This window comes from Priestia endophytica DSM 13796 (genome assembly GCF_900115845.1).
Taxonomy (GTDB): domain Bacteria; phylum Bacillota; class Bacilli; order Bacillales; family Bacillaceae_H; genus Bacillus_I; species Bacillus_I endophytica.
The window spans coordinates 104,360-119,549 of the sequence record NZ_FOXX01000001.1 but is presented as its reverse complement, the minus strand read 5'-3'; the positions used below and the strand labels follow the sequence as shown (position 1 = coordinate 119,549).

Here is a 15,190-nt window from a genome sequence, read left to right as displayed (position 1 = left end):
GGAAGCTGCTCTAGTGAGCGGGGACTATTGTTTAAAGAAGGTGAATGAGGGATGTTAACAGATGTACATGTAGCGGTCATTGGCGGTGATGCAAGGCAGCTTGAGGTCATCCGTAAGCTAATTGAGTTTGATGCAAAAGTATCACTCGTTGGTTTTGATCAGCTTGACCACGGCTTTACAGGTGCAACGAAATATCAGCTTCATGAAGTGGCGTTTGAGGACGTTGATGCAATTGTTCTACCTGTTCCAGGCACAAATTTAGAAGGGCAAGTTGAAACGATTTTCTCAAATGAGAAAGTTATTTTAACAGAAGATATTTTAAAAGAAACAAAAGAACACTGTAAGCTCTATTCAGGAATTAGTAATGATTATTTGAACGCGATTACAAAAAGTGCAGGCAGAGAGCTTGTTCAGCTTTTTGAACGCGATGATATTGCGATTTATAACTCTATTCCTACTGTTGAAGGAGCTATTATGCTTGTTATCCAACATACGGATTTCACCATTCATAATTCCAATGTTGCTGTTTTGGGACTTGGGCGTGTAGGAATGAGTGTTGCGAGATCTTTTGGTGTTTTAGGAGCAAAAGTAAAAGTTGGGGCAAGACGCTCTGAGCATTTAGCACGCGTATCTGAAATGGGGCTTACTCCTTTTCACCTTTCAAATCTTGAAACTGAGATGAGCAATGTGGATATTTGCATCAACACGATTCCATATCCTGTTTTAACAGCGGGAGCGATTTCAAAAATGCCTTCACATAGCCTTATTATCGACTTGGCTTCCAAACCAGGTGGAACAGATTTTCGTTATGCAGAGAAGCGCGGCATTAAAGCGATGCTCACTCCAGGACTTCCGGGGATAGTTGCTCCAAAAACCGCCGGTAAGATTGTTGCTAATGTTCTTTCACAGCTTCTAATGGAAGATGCACAAAAGAGAGGAGAGAGCACATCATGACATTAAAAGGAAAGAAAATCGGATTTGGTTTAACAGGATCACACTGCACGTACGAAGCAGTTATGCCCCAAATTGAGAAGCTTGTAGAACTAGGAGCTGAAGTTCTCCCTGTTGTTTCTCATACAGTAGAACATACAACAACTCGATTTGGAAAAGGCGAAGATTGGGTGAAGCGCATTGAAGAGATTACAGGGAATAAAGCAATCAACTCAATTGTTGGAGCAGAGCCGTTAGGGCCAAAAATTCCGCTTGATTGTATGGTAGTAGCTCCAATTACAGGCAACACAATGAGCAAGCTTGCAAATGCAATGACAGATTCACCTGTTCTAATGGCTGCAAAAGCAACGATGAGAAACAACGGGCCTGTTGTCCTTGGGATTTCTACAAACGATGCTCTTGGATTAAATGGGGTCAACTTAATGAGGCTTATGGCGAGTCGCAATCTTTATTTTATTCCCTTTGGGCAAGATAATCCTGAAAAGAAACCAAACTCAATGGTAGCACGTATGAGTCTTCTTACAGAAACAGTTATGCTAGCGATTGAAGGGCGACAGCTTCAGCCTGTTATTGTTGAAAGATTCAGAGACGAGTAAATCTCATCGGGTGCCTATACAAATAAAAGTATAGGGGCCCTATTGCTTGTTTTTGAAATTATGAGAAAAATTCCTTTATCCTTTCATAGCATAGTATGGTAAGATAGTACAATAAAATAGTTAAACCATCAGTATTTTCTAATAAGCAGAAATAGCAGTAGAAGAATGGTTGGAGGGAGATTATCATGGCAAGAAATTTACAAGTAGCAGTCGTAGGAGCAACCGGAGCTGTTGGACAGCAAATGATTAAAACATTAGAGGAGCGCAATTTTCCAATTGAAACATTAACGCTTCTTTCTTCAGCACGATCTGCTGGAAAAAAAGTAACGTTCAAAGGTGAAGAGCTAACAGTTCAAGAAGCAACACCAGATAGCTTCAAAGGTATTGATATTGCTCTATTCAGTGCAGGTGGAAGCGTCTCACAAGAGCTAGCGCCTCACGCTGTAAAACATGGAGCAATTGTTGTTGATAACACAAGTGCGTTTCGCATGGACGAAAACGTGCCTTTAGTTGTGCCTGAAGTGAATGAAGAAGACTTAAAAGAACATAACGGAATTATTGCAAATCCGAACTGTTCAACAATTCAAATGCTTGTTGCACTAGAACCAATTCGTGAAAAATACGGTTTAAATAAAGTCATTGTTTCAACATATCAAGCTGTTTCAGGTGCTGGAGCTGCTGCTGTTGATGAGCTTCATGAGCAAACAAAAGCTATTTTAGAAGGAAAAGAGTTTACACCATCTGTATTACCGGTAAAAAGCGATAAAAAACATTACCAAATTGCTTTTAATGCAGTGCCACAAATTGATAAATTCCAAGACAACGGCTTTACGTTTGAGGAAATGAAAATGATCAACGAAACGAAGAAAATTATGCATATGAAAGATCTATCTGTAGCAGCTACTTGCGTGCGTCTGCCAGTTGCAACAGGTCATGCTGAATCTGTATATATTGAAATCGACAATAGCGATGTAACAGTATCAGACTTAAAAGCTCTTTTACAGGATGCACCAGGCGTTACGCTTCAAGATGATCCTGCAAATCAAGTATACCCAATGCCTGCTGATTGCGTTGGCAAAAATGACGTCTTCGTTGGACGTATCCGCCAAGATTTGGATGAAGCTCGCGGCTTCCATCTTTGGGTTGTTTCTGATAACTTGTTAAAAGGAGCGGCATGGAATTCTGTCCAAATCGCTGAATCTTTGATAAAATTGAACCTTGTTAAATAACAACAGGATTGTCAACGTTATGAGGTGTAAGAATGAAAATTATTGTCCAAAAATTTGGGGGGACTTCTGTTCGCGATGCTAACGGAAGAGAGCGAGCAAGCTATCATATTCAGTCTGCATTAGAAGACGGATATAAAGTGGTTGTTGTTGTGTCCGCAATGGGGCGCAAAGGTGAACCATATGCAACTGACACTCTTCTTTCGCTAATCGACAACAATAGACATGTAAGTAAGCGTGAAGTTGATTTACTTATGTCTTGTGGAGAGGTCATTTCCTCCATCGTATTTTCAAATATGTTAAATGAAAAAGGCATTAAAGCTACGTCTCTAACAGGAGCACAGGCAGGCTTTTTAACAAATAGTGATTTTACGAATGCAAAAATTATCGAAATGAAGTGCGACCGCTTAAAAGAAGAGCTTAAAGACCATGATGTTGTCGTTGTGACAGGCTTCCAAGGTGCTGATGAAAAAGGCGATACAACAACGCTTGGGCGTGGAGGTAGTGATACGTCTGCGTCTGCTCTTGGTGCTGCCATTGATGCAGAATTCGTCGATATTTTTACAGATGTGGAAGGCGTAATGACGGCGGATCCACGCATTGTCGAAAATGCTCGTCCTCTTTCTATTGTGACGTATAACGAAATTTGTAATATGGCGTATCAAGGAGCAAAAGTGATTCATCCAAGAGCAGTTGAAATTGCGATGCAGGCAAAAGTTCCAATGCGCGTTCGTTCGACGTATTTAGATTCAGAAGGAACGCTCGTTACGTCACACGGTGAGGCACACCAAAAAGGCAGCGATGTCAAAGAACGTCTTGTCACAGGAATTGCTCACGTGTCTGATGTTACCCAAATTAAAGTGCTAAGCAAAGAGGGCAATTACAATCTTCAATCTGAAGTGTTTCGTGCAATGGCACAGGAGAGCATCAGCGTCGATTTTATTAACATTTCGCCACGCGGTGTTGCTTATACAGTGCCAGACGAGATGACGGACAAAGCTGTTTCTGTTCTACAAGCGCTTGGATATGATCCTTCGATTACGAAAAACTGTGCAAAAATCTCAACGGTTGGTGCAGGAATCGCAGGCGTACCAGGTGTAACAGCTAAAATTGTCGGTGCTCTATCAGATAAAGGAATTCAAATTTTACAATCTGCTGACAGCCATACAACCATTTGGGTGTTAGTCAAGCAAGACGATTTAAAAGAAGCTGTAAATGCGCTTCATGAGGCATTTGAGCTTTCTAAATCAAATCCACAGGAAAGAAGTCAAGGAGTGAAACCATGATTGAATTTGGGAAAGTGGTTACGGCCATGGTAACCCCGTTTGACAACAAAGGAAACATTGATTTTCAAAAAACAACACAGCTTGTGAATCACCTTATTGAGAATGGATCTGATGCACTTGTTGTAGCAGGAACAACAGGGGAATCACCAACTCTTTCAAAAGAAGAGAAAATTGCATTGTTCCGTCACGTTGTAAAAGTAGTAGACAAGCGAGTTCCAGTTATTGCGGGAACAGGAAGTAACAGTACACACGGTTCATTAGAACTAACAGAAAAAGCAGAAGAAGAAGGCGTAGATGGAATTATGCTTGTTGCGCCTTACTACAACAAACCAAACGAAGAAGGTATGTATCAGCATTTTAAAACAATTGCTGAAAGTACAAAACTTCCGGTTATGCTTTATAATATTCCAGGCCGCTCTGTTATTAATATGAGCGTTCCGCTTATTGTTAAGCTTGCGCAGCTTCCAAACATTGTAGCTGTTAAAGAAGCAAGCGGTGATCTTGATGCAATGACAGCAATCATTGCCAACACGCCGGACGATTTCAAACTTTACACAGGAGATGACGGCTTAACTTTACCAACGGTTTCTATTGGTGGAGATGGAGTTGTTTCCGTTGCTTCTCATATCATCGGCAGTGAAATGCAAGAAATGATCACGTCGCTTCAAGAAGGACATCCGCAAAAAGCGGCTCTTCTTCATCAGCGTCTGCTGCCTGTTATGAAAGCCCTTTTCATGGCTCCAAACCCAACGGCAGTGAAAACAGCTCTTCAAGTTAAAGGACTTGATGTAGGTGGCGTACGCTTACCACTTGTTCCTCTAACAGAGCAAGAGCGCGTGTTTTTAACAAAAACATTAGAAAGCATTGAATAGTAAAAAGCTCTACGTCTATAAGGCGTAGAGCTTTTTGTTTGCTCATTTTTTGAGATGAACAAGCATGAATTTAGAGGAAATGTTCATAATAACAGTATTACTGAGTGTGAAAGGAGTTTCATCATGACCGATCAAAATCAACAGCCTGCAATGGAGAATGAACAGGGAGGACAAGAACAAAAAAGTGAGTTATTGGAGAAAATTCAGCAGCTTGGCCAAACAAATGTACCACAAGCTCCTGATTCAAAAATTCACTGTTTGACGATTGTTGGTCAAATTGAAGGGCATATGCAGCTTCCACCCCAAAATAAAACAACAAAGTATGAACACGTTATTCCTCAAATCGTAGCAATTGAGCAAAACCCAAATATTGAAGGGCTTTTAATTATTTTGAACACGGTAGGAGGGGATGTTGAAGCAGGTCTTGCTATTTCTGAAATGCTTTCTTCCCTTTCTAAACCAACCGTTTCGATTGTACTTGGTGGGGGGCATTCTATCGGTGTACCGATTGCCGTTGCAACAGATTATTCATTCATCACAGAAACAGCTACAATGACAATTCATCCTGTACGGTTAACAGGGCTTGTTATTGGTGTGCCTCAAACATTTGAATATTTGGATAAGATGCAGGACAGAGTTGTTCAGTTTGTAACCAAAAATTCAAACATCTCAGAAGAAAAATTTAAAGAGCTTATGATGTCAAAAGGAAACCTAACCCGAGATATTGGAACAAACGTTGTTGGGCGTGACGCGGTTGAATACGGACTCATTGACGAAGTAGGCGGAGTTGGACATGCGATGAATAAGTTAAACGAGCTTATTGACGCAAGAGGAAAGGAGAATCAACAGCTTCTACAATGATTCATTATACAATGCTTCCTAATGAACTTGTTTTTGGAGGAGAAAATAGCACACTTGCAACACAACAAATGATAAATGTAAACGGATGTCCACTTGTTGTATCAAAAAATGCTAACAGTGATTATGAGGTTGTTCGCAATCTAAGTACAGACCCGAGCCACTACCTTGATTCGCGCTATACTCCAGGAGCTATTATCCCCACATTACAATAAAATTGTTCCGCTATTAAAACATGATTATGGTATAATGAGGAGCATAGCCATAGAAAAGCAGCCATATTGGCTGCTTTTTTGTGCAACGTTGTTCTGACAATACATATGAAGGCCTTTTTCATCAATAGCGAGAAGCGTGTTTAAAGATAGAAGAAAATGAAGGACAAGATTGGAGTGACAAAATGGCTAAACAAAAAAAGCGAGGAAAGACCAAAAAAGCGGATTGGAAGCATGTTATTAAAAGTGAGCTTATTGGAATTGCGCTCATTGCGCTTGCTCTGCTTGCCATGGCGAAGCTTGGCATTGTAGGTCGTTCTCTTGTTTTACTCGTTCGTTTTGTAGCAGGAGAATGGTATATGGTTCTTCTTCTCGGCTTAATTATTGTCGCTGGATATTTAATTTGGAAGAGAAGGTGGCCAATTCTTATAAATCGTCAGCTTTTTGGCGTTTATTTACTGTTATTGGCGCTTCTTTTATTCAGTCATGTTACGCTTTTTGAAAATTTAACGCGAGATGGACGATTTGCAAATCCATCTGTTTTACTGAATACATGGCAACTTTTTATGCTAGAAGCAAGTGGGAATGAAGGAACAAGTGACCTTGGCGGCGGGATGGCTGGAGCCATTATGTTTGCTATCACGCATTTTCTGTTCGATGACTTAGGAACAGAGCTTTTTGCGATTATTATGATTTTAGCAAGTATTATTTTAATTACAGGAAAGTCGCTTCAAGAAACATTGTTTAAAATCTTTCATCCACTTTTGGCGTTTGTTGTACGCGAATGCAAGGAAATGGTGGAAGATTTCAAAGATTGGTTAAAGCGTCCCAAGAAGAAAAAGGTGTCTTCACAAGGACCGCGCTCGTCTCGTGCAAAGAAAAAGGAAAAAGAAGAGGATGAGGAGTCTGAAAGTAATGAGGCAGCGACTGTTGAGGAAGAAACAACCCCAATTATTGCTCACTTTGATCATCAGGCACAGTCTGTAGCAGAACAACAAGAAGAAAAACAAGCACAACCAACACAACCCGTCGGTCAGCAGCGGGAGGAAAAGGAAGAAAAATCAGAAGGAAACTCAGCTCCTGTGCCAATGACGTTTACAGAAGTTGAAAATGAAGATTATAAGCTTCCTTCTATCAATTTACTTACAATGCCGAAAAACAGCAGCCAGAAGAAAGAGCATAAAGGAATTTACAAAAATGCGCGTAAGCTTGAGGAAACTTTCCAAAGCTTTGGAGTAAAAGCAAAAGTGGCAAAAGTTCATCTTGGGCCAGCGGTAACGCGCTATGAAGTTTATCCAGATGTTGGGGTGAAAGTAAGTAAAATTGTGAACTTAAGTGATGACTTAGCGCTTGCATTAGCAGCAAAAGACATCCGAATTGAGGCTCCAATTCCAGGAAAATCAGCAGTCGGTATTGAGGTACCAAACGATGAAATTTCAATGGTTTCTCTTCGTGAAGTACTGCAAGCAACAGACCAAAATGAAAAAGCTAAGCTGCTGATTGCGCTTGGTCGTGATATTTCAGGTGAAGCAATGCTAGCAGAGCTGAATAAAATGCCTCACTTACTTGTAGCAGGTGCAACAGGAAGCGGAAAAAGTGTGTGTATCAATGGCATTATCATTAGCTTGCTTATGCGTACAAAACCACATGAAGTGAAAATGATGATGATTGATCCAAAAATGGTAGAGCTTAATGTATACAACGGAATTCCACACTTATTAGCACCAGTTGTAACAGATCCTAAGAAAGCTTCTCAAGCTTTGAAACGGGTCGTAAGTGAAATGGAAAGAAGATATGAGCTTTTCTCTCATACAGGAACACGTAATATTGAAGGATATAATGAGCACATCCTTCGTCATAATGAAGAAGATGGAAAACAACCAACACTGCCATATATCGTTGTTATTGTAGACGAGCTTGCCGACTTAATGATGGTCGCTTCTTCAGATGTAGAAGATGCGATTACACGTCTTGCTCAAATGGCGCGTGCTGCTGGTATTCATCTTATTATTGCAACACAGCGTCCGTCCGTTGACGTTATTACAGGAGTTATTAAAGCAAATATCCCATCTCGTATTGCTTTTAGCGTTTCTTCTCAAACAGACTCACGCACAATTCTAGATGGAGGCGGAGCTGAGAAATTGCTTGGACGAGGCGATATGCTATTCTTACCTGTTGGGGCTTCCAAACCTGTACGTGTTCAAGGCGCCTTTTTATCTGATAGTGAAGTTGAATCTGTTGTGAACTTTGTGATTGAACAGCAAAAAGCACAGTATCAGGAAGAAATGATTCCAAGTGATGAAGCAGAAGTAAAAGAAGAAGCATCAGATGAGCTCTATGCAGAAGCCGTCGATCTTGTGGCTCAAATGCAAACTGCTTCTGTTTCAATGCTTCAGCGTCGCTTCCGCATTGGCTATAACAGGGCAGCAAGGCTTATTGATGAAATGGAAGTGAGAGGCGTTGTAGGACCTTATGAGGGAAGCAAACCCCGCTCTGTTCTTATTTCAAAAGAGCAAGACGAAGAATTAGGATAAAAAGTATTCATAATTTTGTCGAAAAATGTTATAGTTATGGAAATTACTCATGCACTCTTTAGTAAACATAGTGGGGGAACGTCAGTATGTCGATAAAGACGGAAGGTCAGCATCTATATCTGCAAGTGATTGAGCAGTTAAAAAACCAAATTGAAGATGGCACATATAGAGAGAGAGAAAAGCTTCCTTCAGAGTTTAGTTTGGCAAAAAAGCTCGGAGTAAGCCGAGCAACGCTTCGTGAAGCACTCCGTATTTTAGAGGAAGAAAACGTAATTACAAGACGACACGGCGTTGGAACGTTTGTAAATACAAAACCAGCTTTTAGCGCTGGAATTGAGCAACTTTCAAGCGTAACAGACATGATTCTTCAAGGAGGCATGACGCCAGGGACGATTTTTATTTCCTCAACAACTCAAGCATTAACTGACAATGATATGAAGCGGTTCAACTGCGAGGAAGATGAAGAAGTTCTTCAAGTTGAACGTGTTCGTACAGCAGATGGACAGCCTGTTATTTACTGTATTGATAAAGTGCTTCAAAAACATTTCAAAGAGCCGTTTGTATATAATAGAGAATCGCTGCTAGATGCGCTTCATGAAAGAGCAGGGAAATTTATTTCCTATGCGGTTACTAAAATTGTCCCGCTTGGCTATCACGACAAAGTGTCACCTATTTTGCAGTGTGATCCAGAAACGGCGCTGCTTGTTTTAAAACAAATGCATTATGATCAAAATGACGAGCCGATTTTATACTCTGTCAACTATTTCAAAGCAGATCAATTTGATTTTCATGTTTTGCGAAAACGTGTATAGCATAACATAAATAGAAGCTCTTCCTACATTTGGGTAGGAAGGGCTTTTTTTCTTGAAAAAGGGGTCTTCTTTTCGCTATATTAAAAGGAAGATTAAAAAAGGCAAACAAGATGCACAATAGAACTATAGCAAAAAAGACTGCTTATTTTGAAGGAGGATACAATTTGAAAATTTTATCAGAAAATAAACATGAGCTTGACGGCTTAGTGTTACATACAATCAAAACTGAAAAATATAAAACAAATACAATTCTTTTAAAGCTGAGTGCACCCCTTGAAGAAGAAACGGTCACACATCGCGCATTGCTTCCATATGTACTTCAAAGTGCAACAGCTAGCCTTTCATCTTCAAAAGAGCTTCAAGGATATCTAGAAGACTTGTACGGAGCTTCTTTACAGGTAGATTTGATGAAAAAAGGCGAACATCATGTTATGACATTTCGCGTTGATGTAGCAAATGAAAAATATTTAAGAGATCAAACACCATTGCTTGAAAAATCGCTGCGTTTACTAGGAGATGTACTTACAGACCCTCTTTTAGAAAATGGAGTATTTAAAGAGGATATCGTAGCAAAAGAAAAGCGTGCTTTGAAACAGCGTATTCAAGCCGTTTTTGATGATAAAATGCGCTATGCTAATCTGCGTCTCGTAGAAGAAATGTGCAAAAATGAACCATATCATCTTCATGTAAACGGCAGACTTGAAGATATTGAGGGGATTACGGCTCAAAGTCTTTACGACTACTATAAAAAAATGCTAACTGAAAATAGCGCAGATCTTTATGTGATTGGAGATATTCAGGAAGACGAAGTTGTTCAGTATACAAAAGATATTTTTTCATTTGAAAAAAGAGGAGTGAGTAAAATTTCACCTCCAGCTCAAATGTCTGTAGAAAAAGAAAATGTTGTAGAAGAGAAGCAGCCTGTTAAACAAGGGAAATTGAACATGGGATATCGAACAAATATCGTTTATGGAGACGATGACTATTTTGCGTTGCAAGTATACAACGGTATTTACGGCGGCTTTTCTCATTCCAAACTTTTTGCAAACGTAAGGGAAAAAGAAAGTCTTGCTTACTATGCAGCATCTCGTGTTGAAAGTCATAAAGGACTTTTAATGGTCATGTCAGGAATTGATATGAAAAACTATGACAAAGCGGTTTCTATTATTAAAGAGCAAAGTGAAGCAATGAAAAATGGCGACTTTGATGAAAACACATTAAGTCAAACAAAAGCTGTGATTCGCAATCAGCTCCTAGAAACAGTTGATACAGCAAGAGGTCTTGTTGAAGTTATGTATCATAACGAGCTTACCGAAAATAAGGTTAGTATTGATGAATATTTAAAAAGAATTGAAGCTGTTACTAAAGAGGAAGTTGTGGCTGTTGCCCAAAAAGTTCAGCTTGATACAATTTATTTCTTAAAAGGAGAGGGTGGTGAATAAAATGAAGGAAATTACATTCGAAAATTTAAATGAAAAACTTTACTACGAAAAAATGGATAGCGGGTTAGATGTGTATGTTCTCCCAAAAGAAGGGTTCAACAAAACGTTTGCAACGTTTACAACAAAATACGGGTCAATTGACAATACATTTGTACCGCTCGGAGAGAGCGAAAAAACTACAGTGCCGGACGGAATTGCCCATTTTCTAGAGCACAAACTTTTTGAAAAAGAAGATGGAGACGTTTTCCAGAACTTTAGTAAACAAGGAGCTTCAGCGAACGCATTTACATCATTCACAAGAACAGCTTATTTGTTTTCAAGCACAAATAATTTTGAGGAAAATTTTGAAACATTAATTGATTTTGTGCAAGAACCATACTTTACGGAAAAAACGGTTGAGAAAGAAAAAGGAATCATTGGACAAGAAATTACAATGTATGATGACAACCCAGACTGGCGTGCATATTTTGGCGTTATCCAAAACATGTATCATAACCATCCTGTGAAAATTGATATCGCAGGAACAATTGAATCGATTAGCCATATAACAAAGGATGACCTTTATACGTGCTACAATACGTTCTATCACCCAAGCAACATGCTTCTTTTTGTTGTAGGTCCGCAAGATCCGGAGAAAGTGATAGAGTTTGTTCGGGAAAATCAAGCAAAAAAAGATTATCAAGATCAAGATGAAATCAAACGTTATTTTGACAATGAGCCAGAAGAGGTAGCAGAGAAGAAACAAGTGTTAAAAATGTCTGTTCAGTCTTCTAAATGTCTCGTTGGAATCAAAGCGAAAAATCCGCATAGAAGTGGAGAAGAGCTTTTAAAATATGAACTAAGCGTAAATGTGCTTCTTGATTATCTTTTTGGAAAGAGTTCTTCACACTATGAGAAAATGTATGATGAAGGTCTTATCGATGAAACTTTCTCGTACGACTACACAGAAGAAGGCGGATTTGGGTTTGCGATTATTGGCGGAGATACAGAAGATCCTGATCGCTTGACTGAAGAAATTCAAAGTGTTTTGCTTTCCTTTAAAAATGAAGAAATAGATAAAAAACAGTTTGAGCGCATTTGTAAGAAAAAGATTGGTGGATTTCTTCAGGCACTCAATTCACCTGAATTTATTGCAAATCAGTTCACACGCTATGCTTTTAACGATATGGATTTATTCCGTGTTGTGGAGACGCTTGAAGCATTAACAACAGAAGATATGACAAAGGTAGCGGAAGACTTAATTGATGAAAAGTGCTTTACCGTTTGTCAAGTTGTTCCTTCTTGAACTACCCACCACTTAATTTCTAATGAAATTTGAAGTGGGAGTCTACTCGCCTAAAAGGATAAAAACGGCCCCCATTGAGTATCAATGGGGGCTTTCATAGGTCAAATAGAAAGGAAGAGGAGAAAAGTGAAAACAGTACTTATCACAGGAGCAAGTGGAGGAATAGGGAAAGAAATAGCGCGTACGCTTGCTAGTCATTATCGGCTTGTCCTTCACTATCATCGCAATGAAGAAAGCGTACGAGCCCTAGCTTTAGAACTTGAAAATCAAACAGAAGTGTTTGTTGTGAGTGGAGACTTAAGTAAAGAAGACGGCGTAACAGAGATTTTACAACAAATTGTTGTTCCAGTTGATGCGCTTATCTACAACTGCGGGAAAAGTCAGTATGGTTTATTAACAGACGTTAGTAATGAAGAACTAAGCGATATGCTTATGCTTCACGTTCAGTCTCCCCTTCGTCTCGTGCGAGAGCTTCTGCCTTCTATGGTTCGTAAGCGTGAAGGATCTATTGTGCTTGTTTCATCTATTTGGGGATTAACAGGTGCTTCATGTGAAACTGTTTATTCTACTGTAAAAGGAGCTCAGAATGCATTTGTAAAGGCGTTAGCAAAAGAAGTAGGGCTAAGCGGCATTCGCGTTAATGCTATCGCTCCTGGTGTGATTGATACGCCAATGGTTGCTGACTTTAACGAAGAAGAAAAAAGAATGATGGAAGAAGAAATTCCTCTTGGCAGAATGGGCCGTCCAGATGAAGTGGCAAATGTTGCTGAGTTTTTATTGTCAGATAAAGCGTCCTATATTACAGGACAAATTATTTCGGCAAATGGTGGATGGTATACATAAAAGCCAAGAAAACAGACAAACTAAGGAACGAAACTACAAACAAGGAGGGTTCCTCATGTCTGTTTTAGAAAACTGGGATACGTGGAAAAACTTTTTAGGAGATCGTCTTCACCATGCTCAAAACCAAGGTATGGATAATGAAATTGTCTCAGAATTTGCTTACAAAATTGGCGATTACTTAGCAAACCAAGTAGAAGCAAAAACAGAGCAAGAAAAGATTTTAGCAGATCTTTGGAGCGTGGCTTCTAAAGATGAACAACACGCAATTGCTAACATGATGGTAAAACTTGTGCAAAATAACGGGTCACAAAAATAAGAGAGGAGTAATCCTCTCTTTTTTTGTGTATTTTTGAAAATATTGTTCATAAATTCATACTCATGGTTTATTATTTCCGCAAAATCATTTATATTAGAATACATAAACGTAGAAAAGAAACAGGCAGGAATGGAAAGAATTAATGGAGATAGGAGCACGGACAATGGAAAAGATTGAATGGTATTTAGAATATCAGATCCAAAAGAACCGTCCTGGTTTACTCGGAGACATTTCCTCTCTTTTAGGAATGTTAGCGATTAATATCGTGACGATAAACGGAGTAGACGATCAACGCCGTGGTCTTTTGCTTCGCTGTGATTCTAATGACCAAATTAAAAGACTTGAATCTATTTTAAAGACGATGGATAATATAGTGGTAACAAAGCTTCGTGAGCCAAAGCTTCGCGATAGACTTGCTGTCCGTCATGGTCGCTATATTCAGCGCGATGCGGACGATAAGAAAACGTTTCGGTTTGTGCGTGATGAGCTTGGTTTGCTTGTTGATTTTATGGCAGAGCTTTTCAAAAAAGAAGGTCATAAGCTTATTGGAATTAGAGGCATGCCTAGGGTAGGGAAAACAGAATCTATTGTAGCTGCAAGTGTTTGTGCGAACAAGAGATGGCTTTTTGTTTCCTCAACTCTTTTAAAACAAACGATTCGAAGTCAGCTTATTGAAGATGAATACAGTCCGAATAACTTGTTTATTTTAGATGGTATTGTTTCAACAAAACGGGCAAGTGAAAAACATTGGCAGCTTGTGCGAGAAGTGATGAGACTTGATGCGACAAAAATTATCGAGCATCCAGATATTTTTGTGCAAAATAGTGAGTATACACTCGATGATTTTTCCTATATTATTGAATTACGCAACTCTCCAGAAGAGGAAATTACATACGAACCCGTTGAAGGTCCATCCCTCATTGATGGGAATGGTTTTTCTATGTTTGATTTTTAGCATAATTGGTAGGTGTTAGCATTGACAGAGTTAGGAAAAAGGTTAAAAGAAGCACGTATTGAAAAAGGCTTATCGCTTGAAGATTTACAAAAGGAAACAAAAATCCAAAAGCGTTACTTGGCAGGAATTGAAGAAGGAAATTATGATTTAATGCCAGGGAAATTTTACGTGCGCGCGTTTATTAAGCAGTATTGTGAAGCTGTTGGGTTAAACGTTGAACAGACGTTTGAACAGTATCAGGCTGACATACCGTCCGCACAGCACCAAGTTGCTCCAGAAGAGCTTTCTCGTGTGAAAACAAGAACAAAGGAAGTAGCTCCTAAAAATTCAAAAGTGCTTGATGCCTTGCCAAAAGCCATCATTGCGGCTGTTGTAGTTGGTGTCCTTGTTTTAGGATGGGTGATTGCTCTTTACATCAACAAAGACGATAAAGAGCAGGCAAACAGCACCGATTCGCAAGTTGAATCACAGTCAGAGCAGTCATCAGATGCACAAAAAGAAGATAGTAACGATGACAGTGAGCAAGCATCAACGAAAACGGATGAGAATAAGGAAGCAGAAAAGAAAGAAGCAGAAAAGAAAGAAGCAGAAAAGAAAGAGGCTGCTAAAAAAGAAGAGGAAAAAGAGTCGGATAAAGATGAATCTAAATCCAAGCTTACAACTGTAGAAGGTGCAGCAAATCCAGGCACATACAAGCTTGAAGGAGCAGACGAGTTTAAGCTTGAATTAACGGCTACGGCTACAACTCCTTCATGGGTAGGCGTAACAAATGGCAAAGGCAACTCTTTCTTTAGCAGTATGCTTCAAAAAGGCAAAACAGAAACCATTGATTTAACGAATGAGCAAGACGTGAAGATCCGAGTTGGTTTTGCTCCTGGCGTTGAAGTGAAAGTAAATGGTGAAGTTGTTCAATATCCAAGCGATCCGAAGCAAAACGTAACGCAGAACGTTTTCATTCAATATGACGGATCTGAAGCGAATAGCGAATCATAATCGTTTCTA

At 39.4% G+C, this 15,190-nt stretch carries 15 protein-coding genes; all 15 read left to right on the top strand.

Features of this window, described 5'->3' with window-relative positions:
• The first annotated feature begins 51 nt into the window (after positions 1-51).
• The 15 genes from dpaA to BM012_RS00500 all read left to right on the top strand — a co-directional run bounded on the left by dpaA (position 52) and on the right by BM012_RS00500 (position 15,181).
• Positions 52-954 (top strand): dipicolinic acid synthetase subunit A, encoded by a 903-nt coding sequence (gene dpaA, locus BM012_RS00570; protein ID WP_019391865.1) that lies wholly within the window; start codon positions 52-54, stop codon positions 952-954.
• On the top strand, positions 951-1,547 hold the full coding sequence (locus BM012_RS00565; RefSeq protein ID WP_061801680.1) for a dipicolinate synthase subunit B: 597 nt from the start codon (positions 951-953) through the stop codon (positions 1,545-1,547). Before dpaA ends, BM012_RS00565 begins: the two co-directional genes overlap by 4 nt.
• A 185-nt stretch (positions 1,548-1,732) precedes the next feature.
• Positions 1,733-2,776 carry an aspartate-semialdehyde dehydrogenase gene (asd, locus tag BM012_RS00560; protein WP_019391867.1) on the top strand — a complete coding sequence of 348 codons (1,044 nt, stop codon included), beginning with the start codon at positions 1,733-1,735 and terminating at the stop codon, positions 2,774-2,776.
• A 32-nt stretch (positions 2,777-2,808) separates the two neighbouring features.
• Complete coding sequence (gene dapG, locus BM012_RS00555; protein ID WP_061801679.1) at positions 2,809-4,059, top strand: aspartate kinase; 1,251 nt, start codon at positions 2,809-2,811, stop codon at positions 4,057-4,059.
• Complete coding sequence (dapA, locus tag BM012_RS00550; protein WP_061801678.1) at positions 4,056-4,931, top strand: 4-hydroxy-tetrahydrodipicolinate synthase; 876 nt, start codon at positions 4,056-4,058, stop codon at positions 4,929-4,931. Before dapG ends, dapA begins: the two co-directional genes overlap by 4 nt.
• Positions 4,932-5,081: 150 nt before the next feature.
• Positions 5,082-5,792 carry a ClpP family protease gene (locus BM012_RS00545; RefSeq protein ID WP_172463396.1) on the top strand — a complete coding sequence of 237 codons (711 nt, stop codon included), beginning with the start codon at positions 5,082-5,084 and terminating at the stop codon, positions 5,790-5,792.
• Positions 5,789-6,004 (top strand): YlzJ-like family protein, encoded by a 216-nt coding sequence (locus BM012_RS00540; protein ID WP_061801676.1) that lies wholly within the window; start codon positions 5,789-5,791, stop codon positions 6,002-6,004. The genes BM012_RS00545 and BM012_RS00540 overlap by 4 nt, the downstream gene beginning before the upstream one ends.
• A 182-nt stretch (positions 6,005-6,186) precedes the next feature.
• Complete coding sequence (locus tag BM012_RS00535) at positions 6,187-8,535, top strand: DNA translocase FtsK (protein ID WP_061801675.1); 2,349 nt, start codon at positions 6,187-6,189, stop codon at positions 8,533-8,535.
• An 86-nt stretch (positions 8,536-8,621) separates the two neighbouring features.
• Positions 8,622-9,347: a GntR family transcriptional regulator gene (locus BM012_RS00530; RefSeq protein ID WP_061801674.1), complete on the top strand. Its 726-nt coding sequence runs from the start codon at positions 8,622-8,624 to the stop codon at positions 9,345-9,347.
• A gap of 170 nt (positions 9,348-9,517) precedes the next feature.
• Positions 9,518-10,789, top strand: coding sequence for an EF-P 5-aminopentanol modification-associated protein YfmF (yfmF, locus tag BM012_RS00525; RefSeq protein WP_372440001.1), 1,272 nt, complete (start codon positions 9,518-9,520; stop codon positions 10,787-10,789).
• 1 nt (position 10,790) lies between these two features.
• On the top strand, positions 10,791-12,074 hold the full coding sequence (gene yfmH, locus BM012_RS00520) for an EF-P 5-aminopentanol modification-associated protein YfmH (protein WP_061802310.1): 1,284 nt from the start codon (positions 10,791-10,793) through the stop codon (positions 12,072-12,074).
• A 126-nt stretch (positions 12,075-12,200) separates the two neighbouring features.
• Positions 12,201-12,917: an elongation factor P 5-aminopentanone reductase gene (gene ymfI, locus BM012_RS00515; RefSeq protein WP_082802456.1), complete on the top strand. Its 717-nt coding sequence runs from the start codon at positions 12,201-12,203 to the stop codon at positions 12,915-12,917.
• Positions 12,918-12,972: 55 nt separating this feature from the next.
• Positions 12,973-13,233 (top strand): DUF3243 domain-containing protein, encoded by a 261-nt coding sequence (locus tag BM012_RS00510; RefSeq protein WP_040056634.1) that lies wholly within the window; start codon positions 12,973-12,975, stop codon positions 13,231-13,233.
• A 163-nt stretch (positions 13,234-13,396) separates the two neighbouring features.
• Positions 13,397-14,188, top strand: a complete 792-nt coding sequence (locus tag BM012_RS00505) for a YmfK family protein (protein WP_019391878.1) — start codon at positions 13,397-13,399, stop codon at positions 14,186-14,188.
• Between the two features lie 12 nt (positions 14,189-14,200).
• On the top strand, positions 14,201-15,181 hold the full coding sequence (locus tag BM012_RS00500) for a helix-turn-helix domain-containing protein (protein ID WP_061801671.1): 981 nt from the start codon (positions 14,201-14,203) through the stop codon (positions 15,179-15,181).
• The last annotated feature ends 9 nt before the right edge of the window (positions 15,182-15,190 follow it).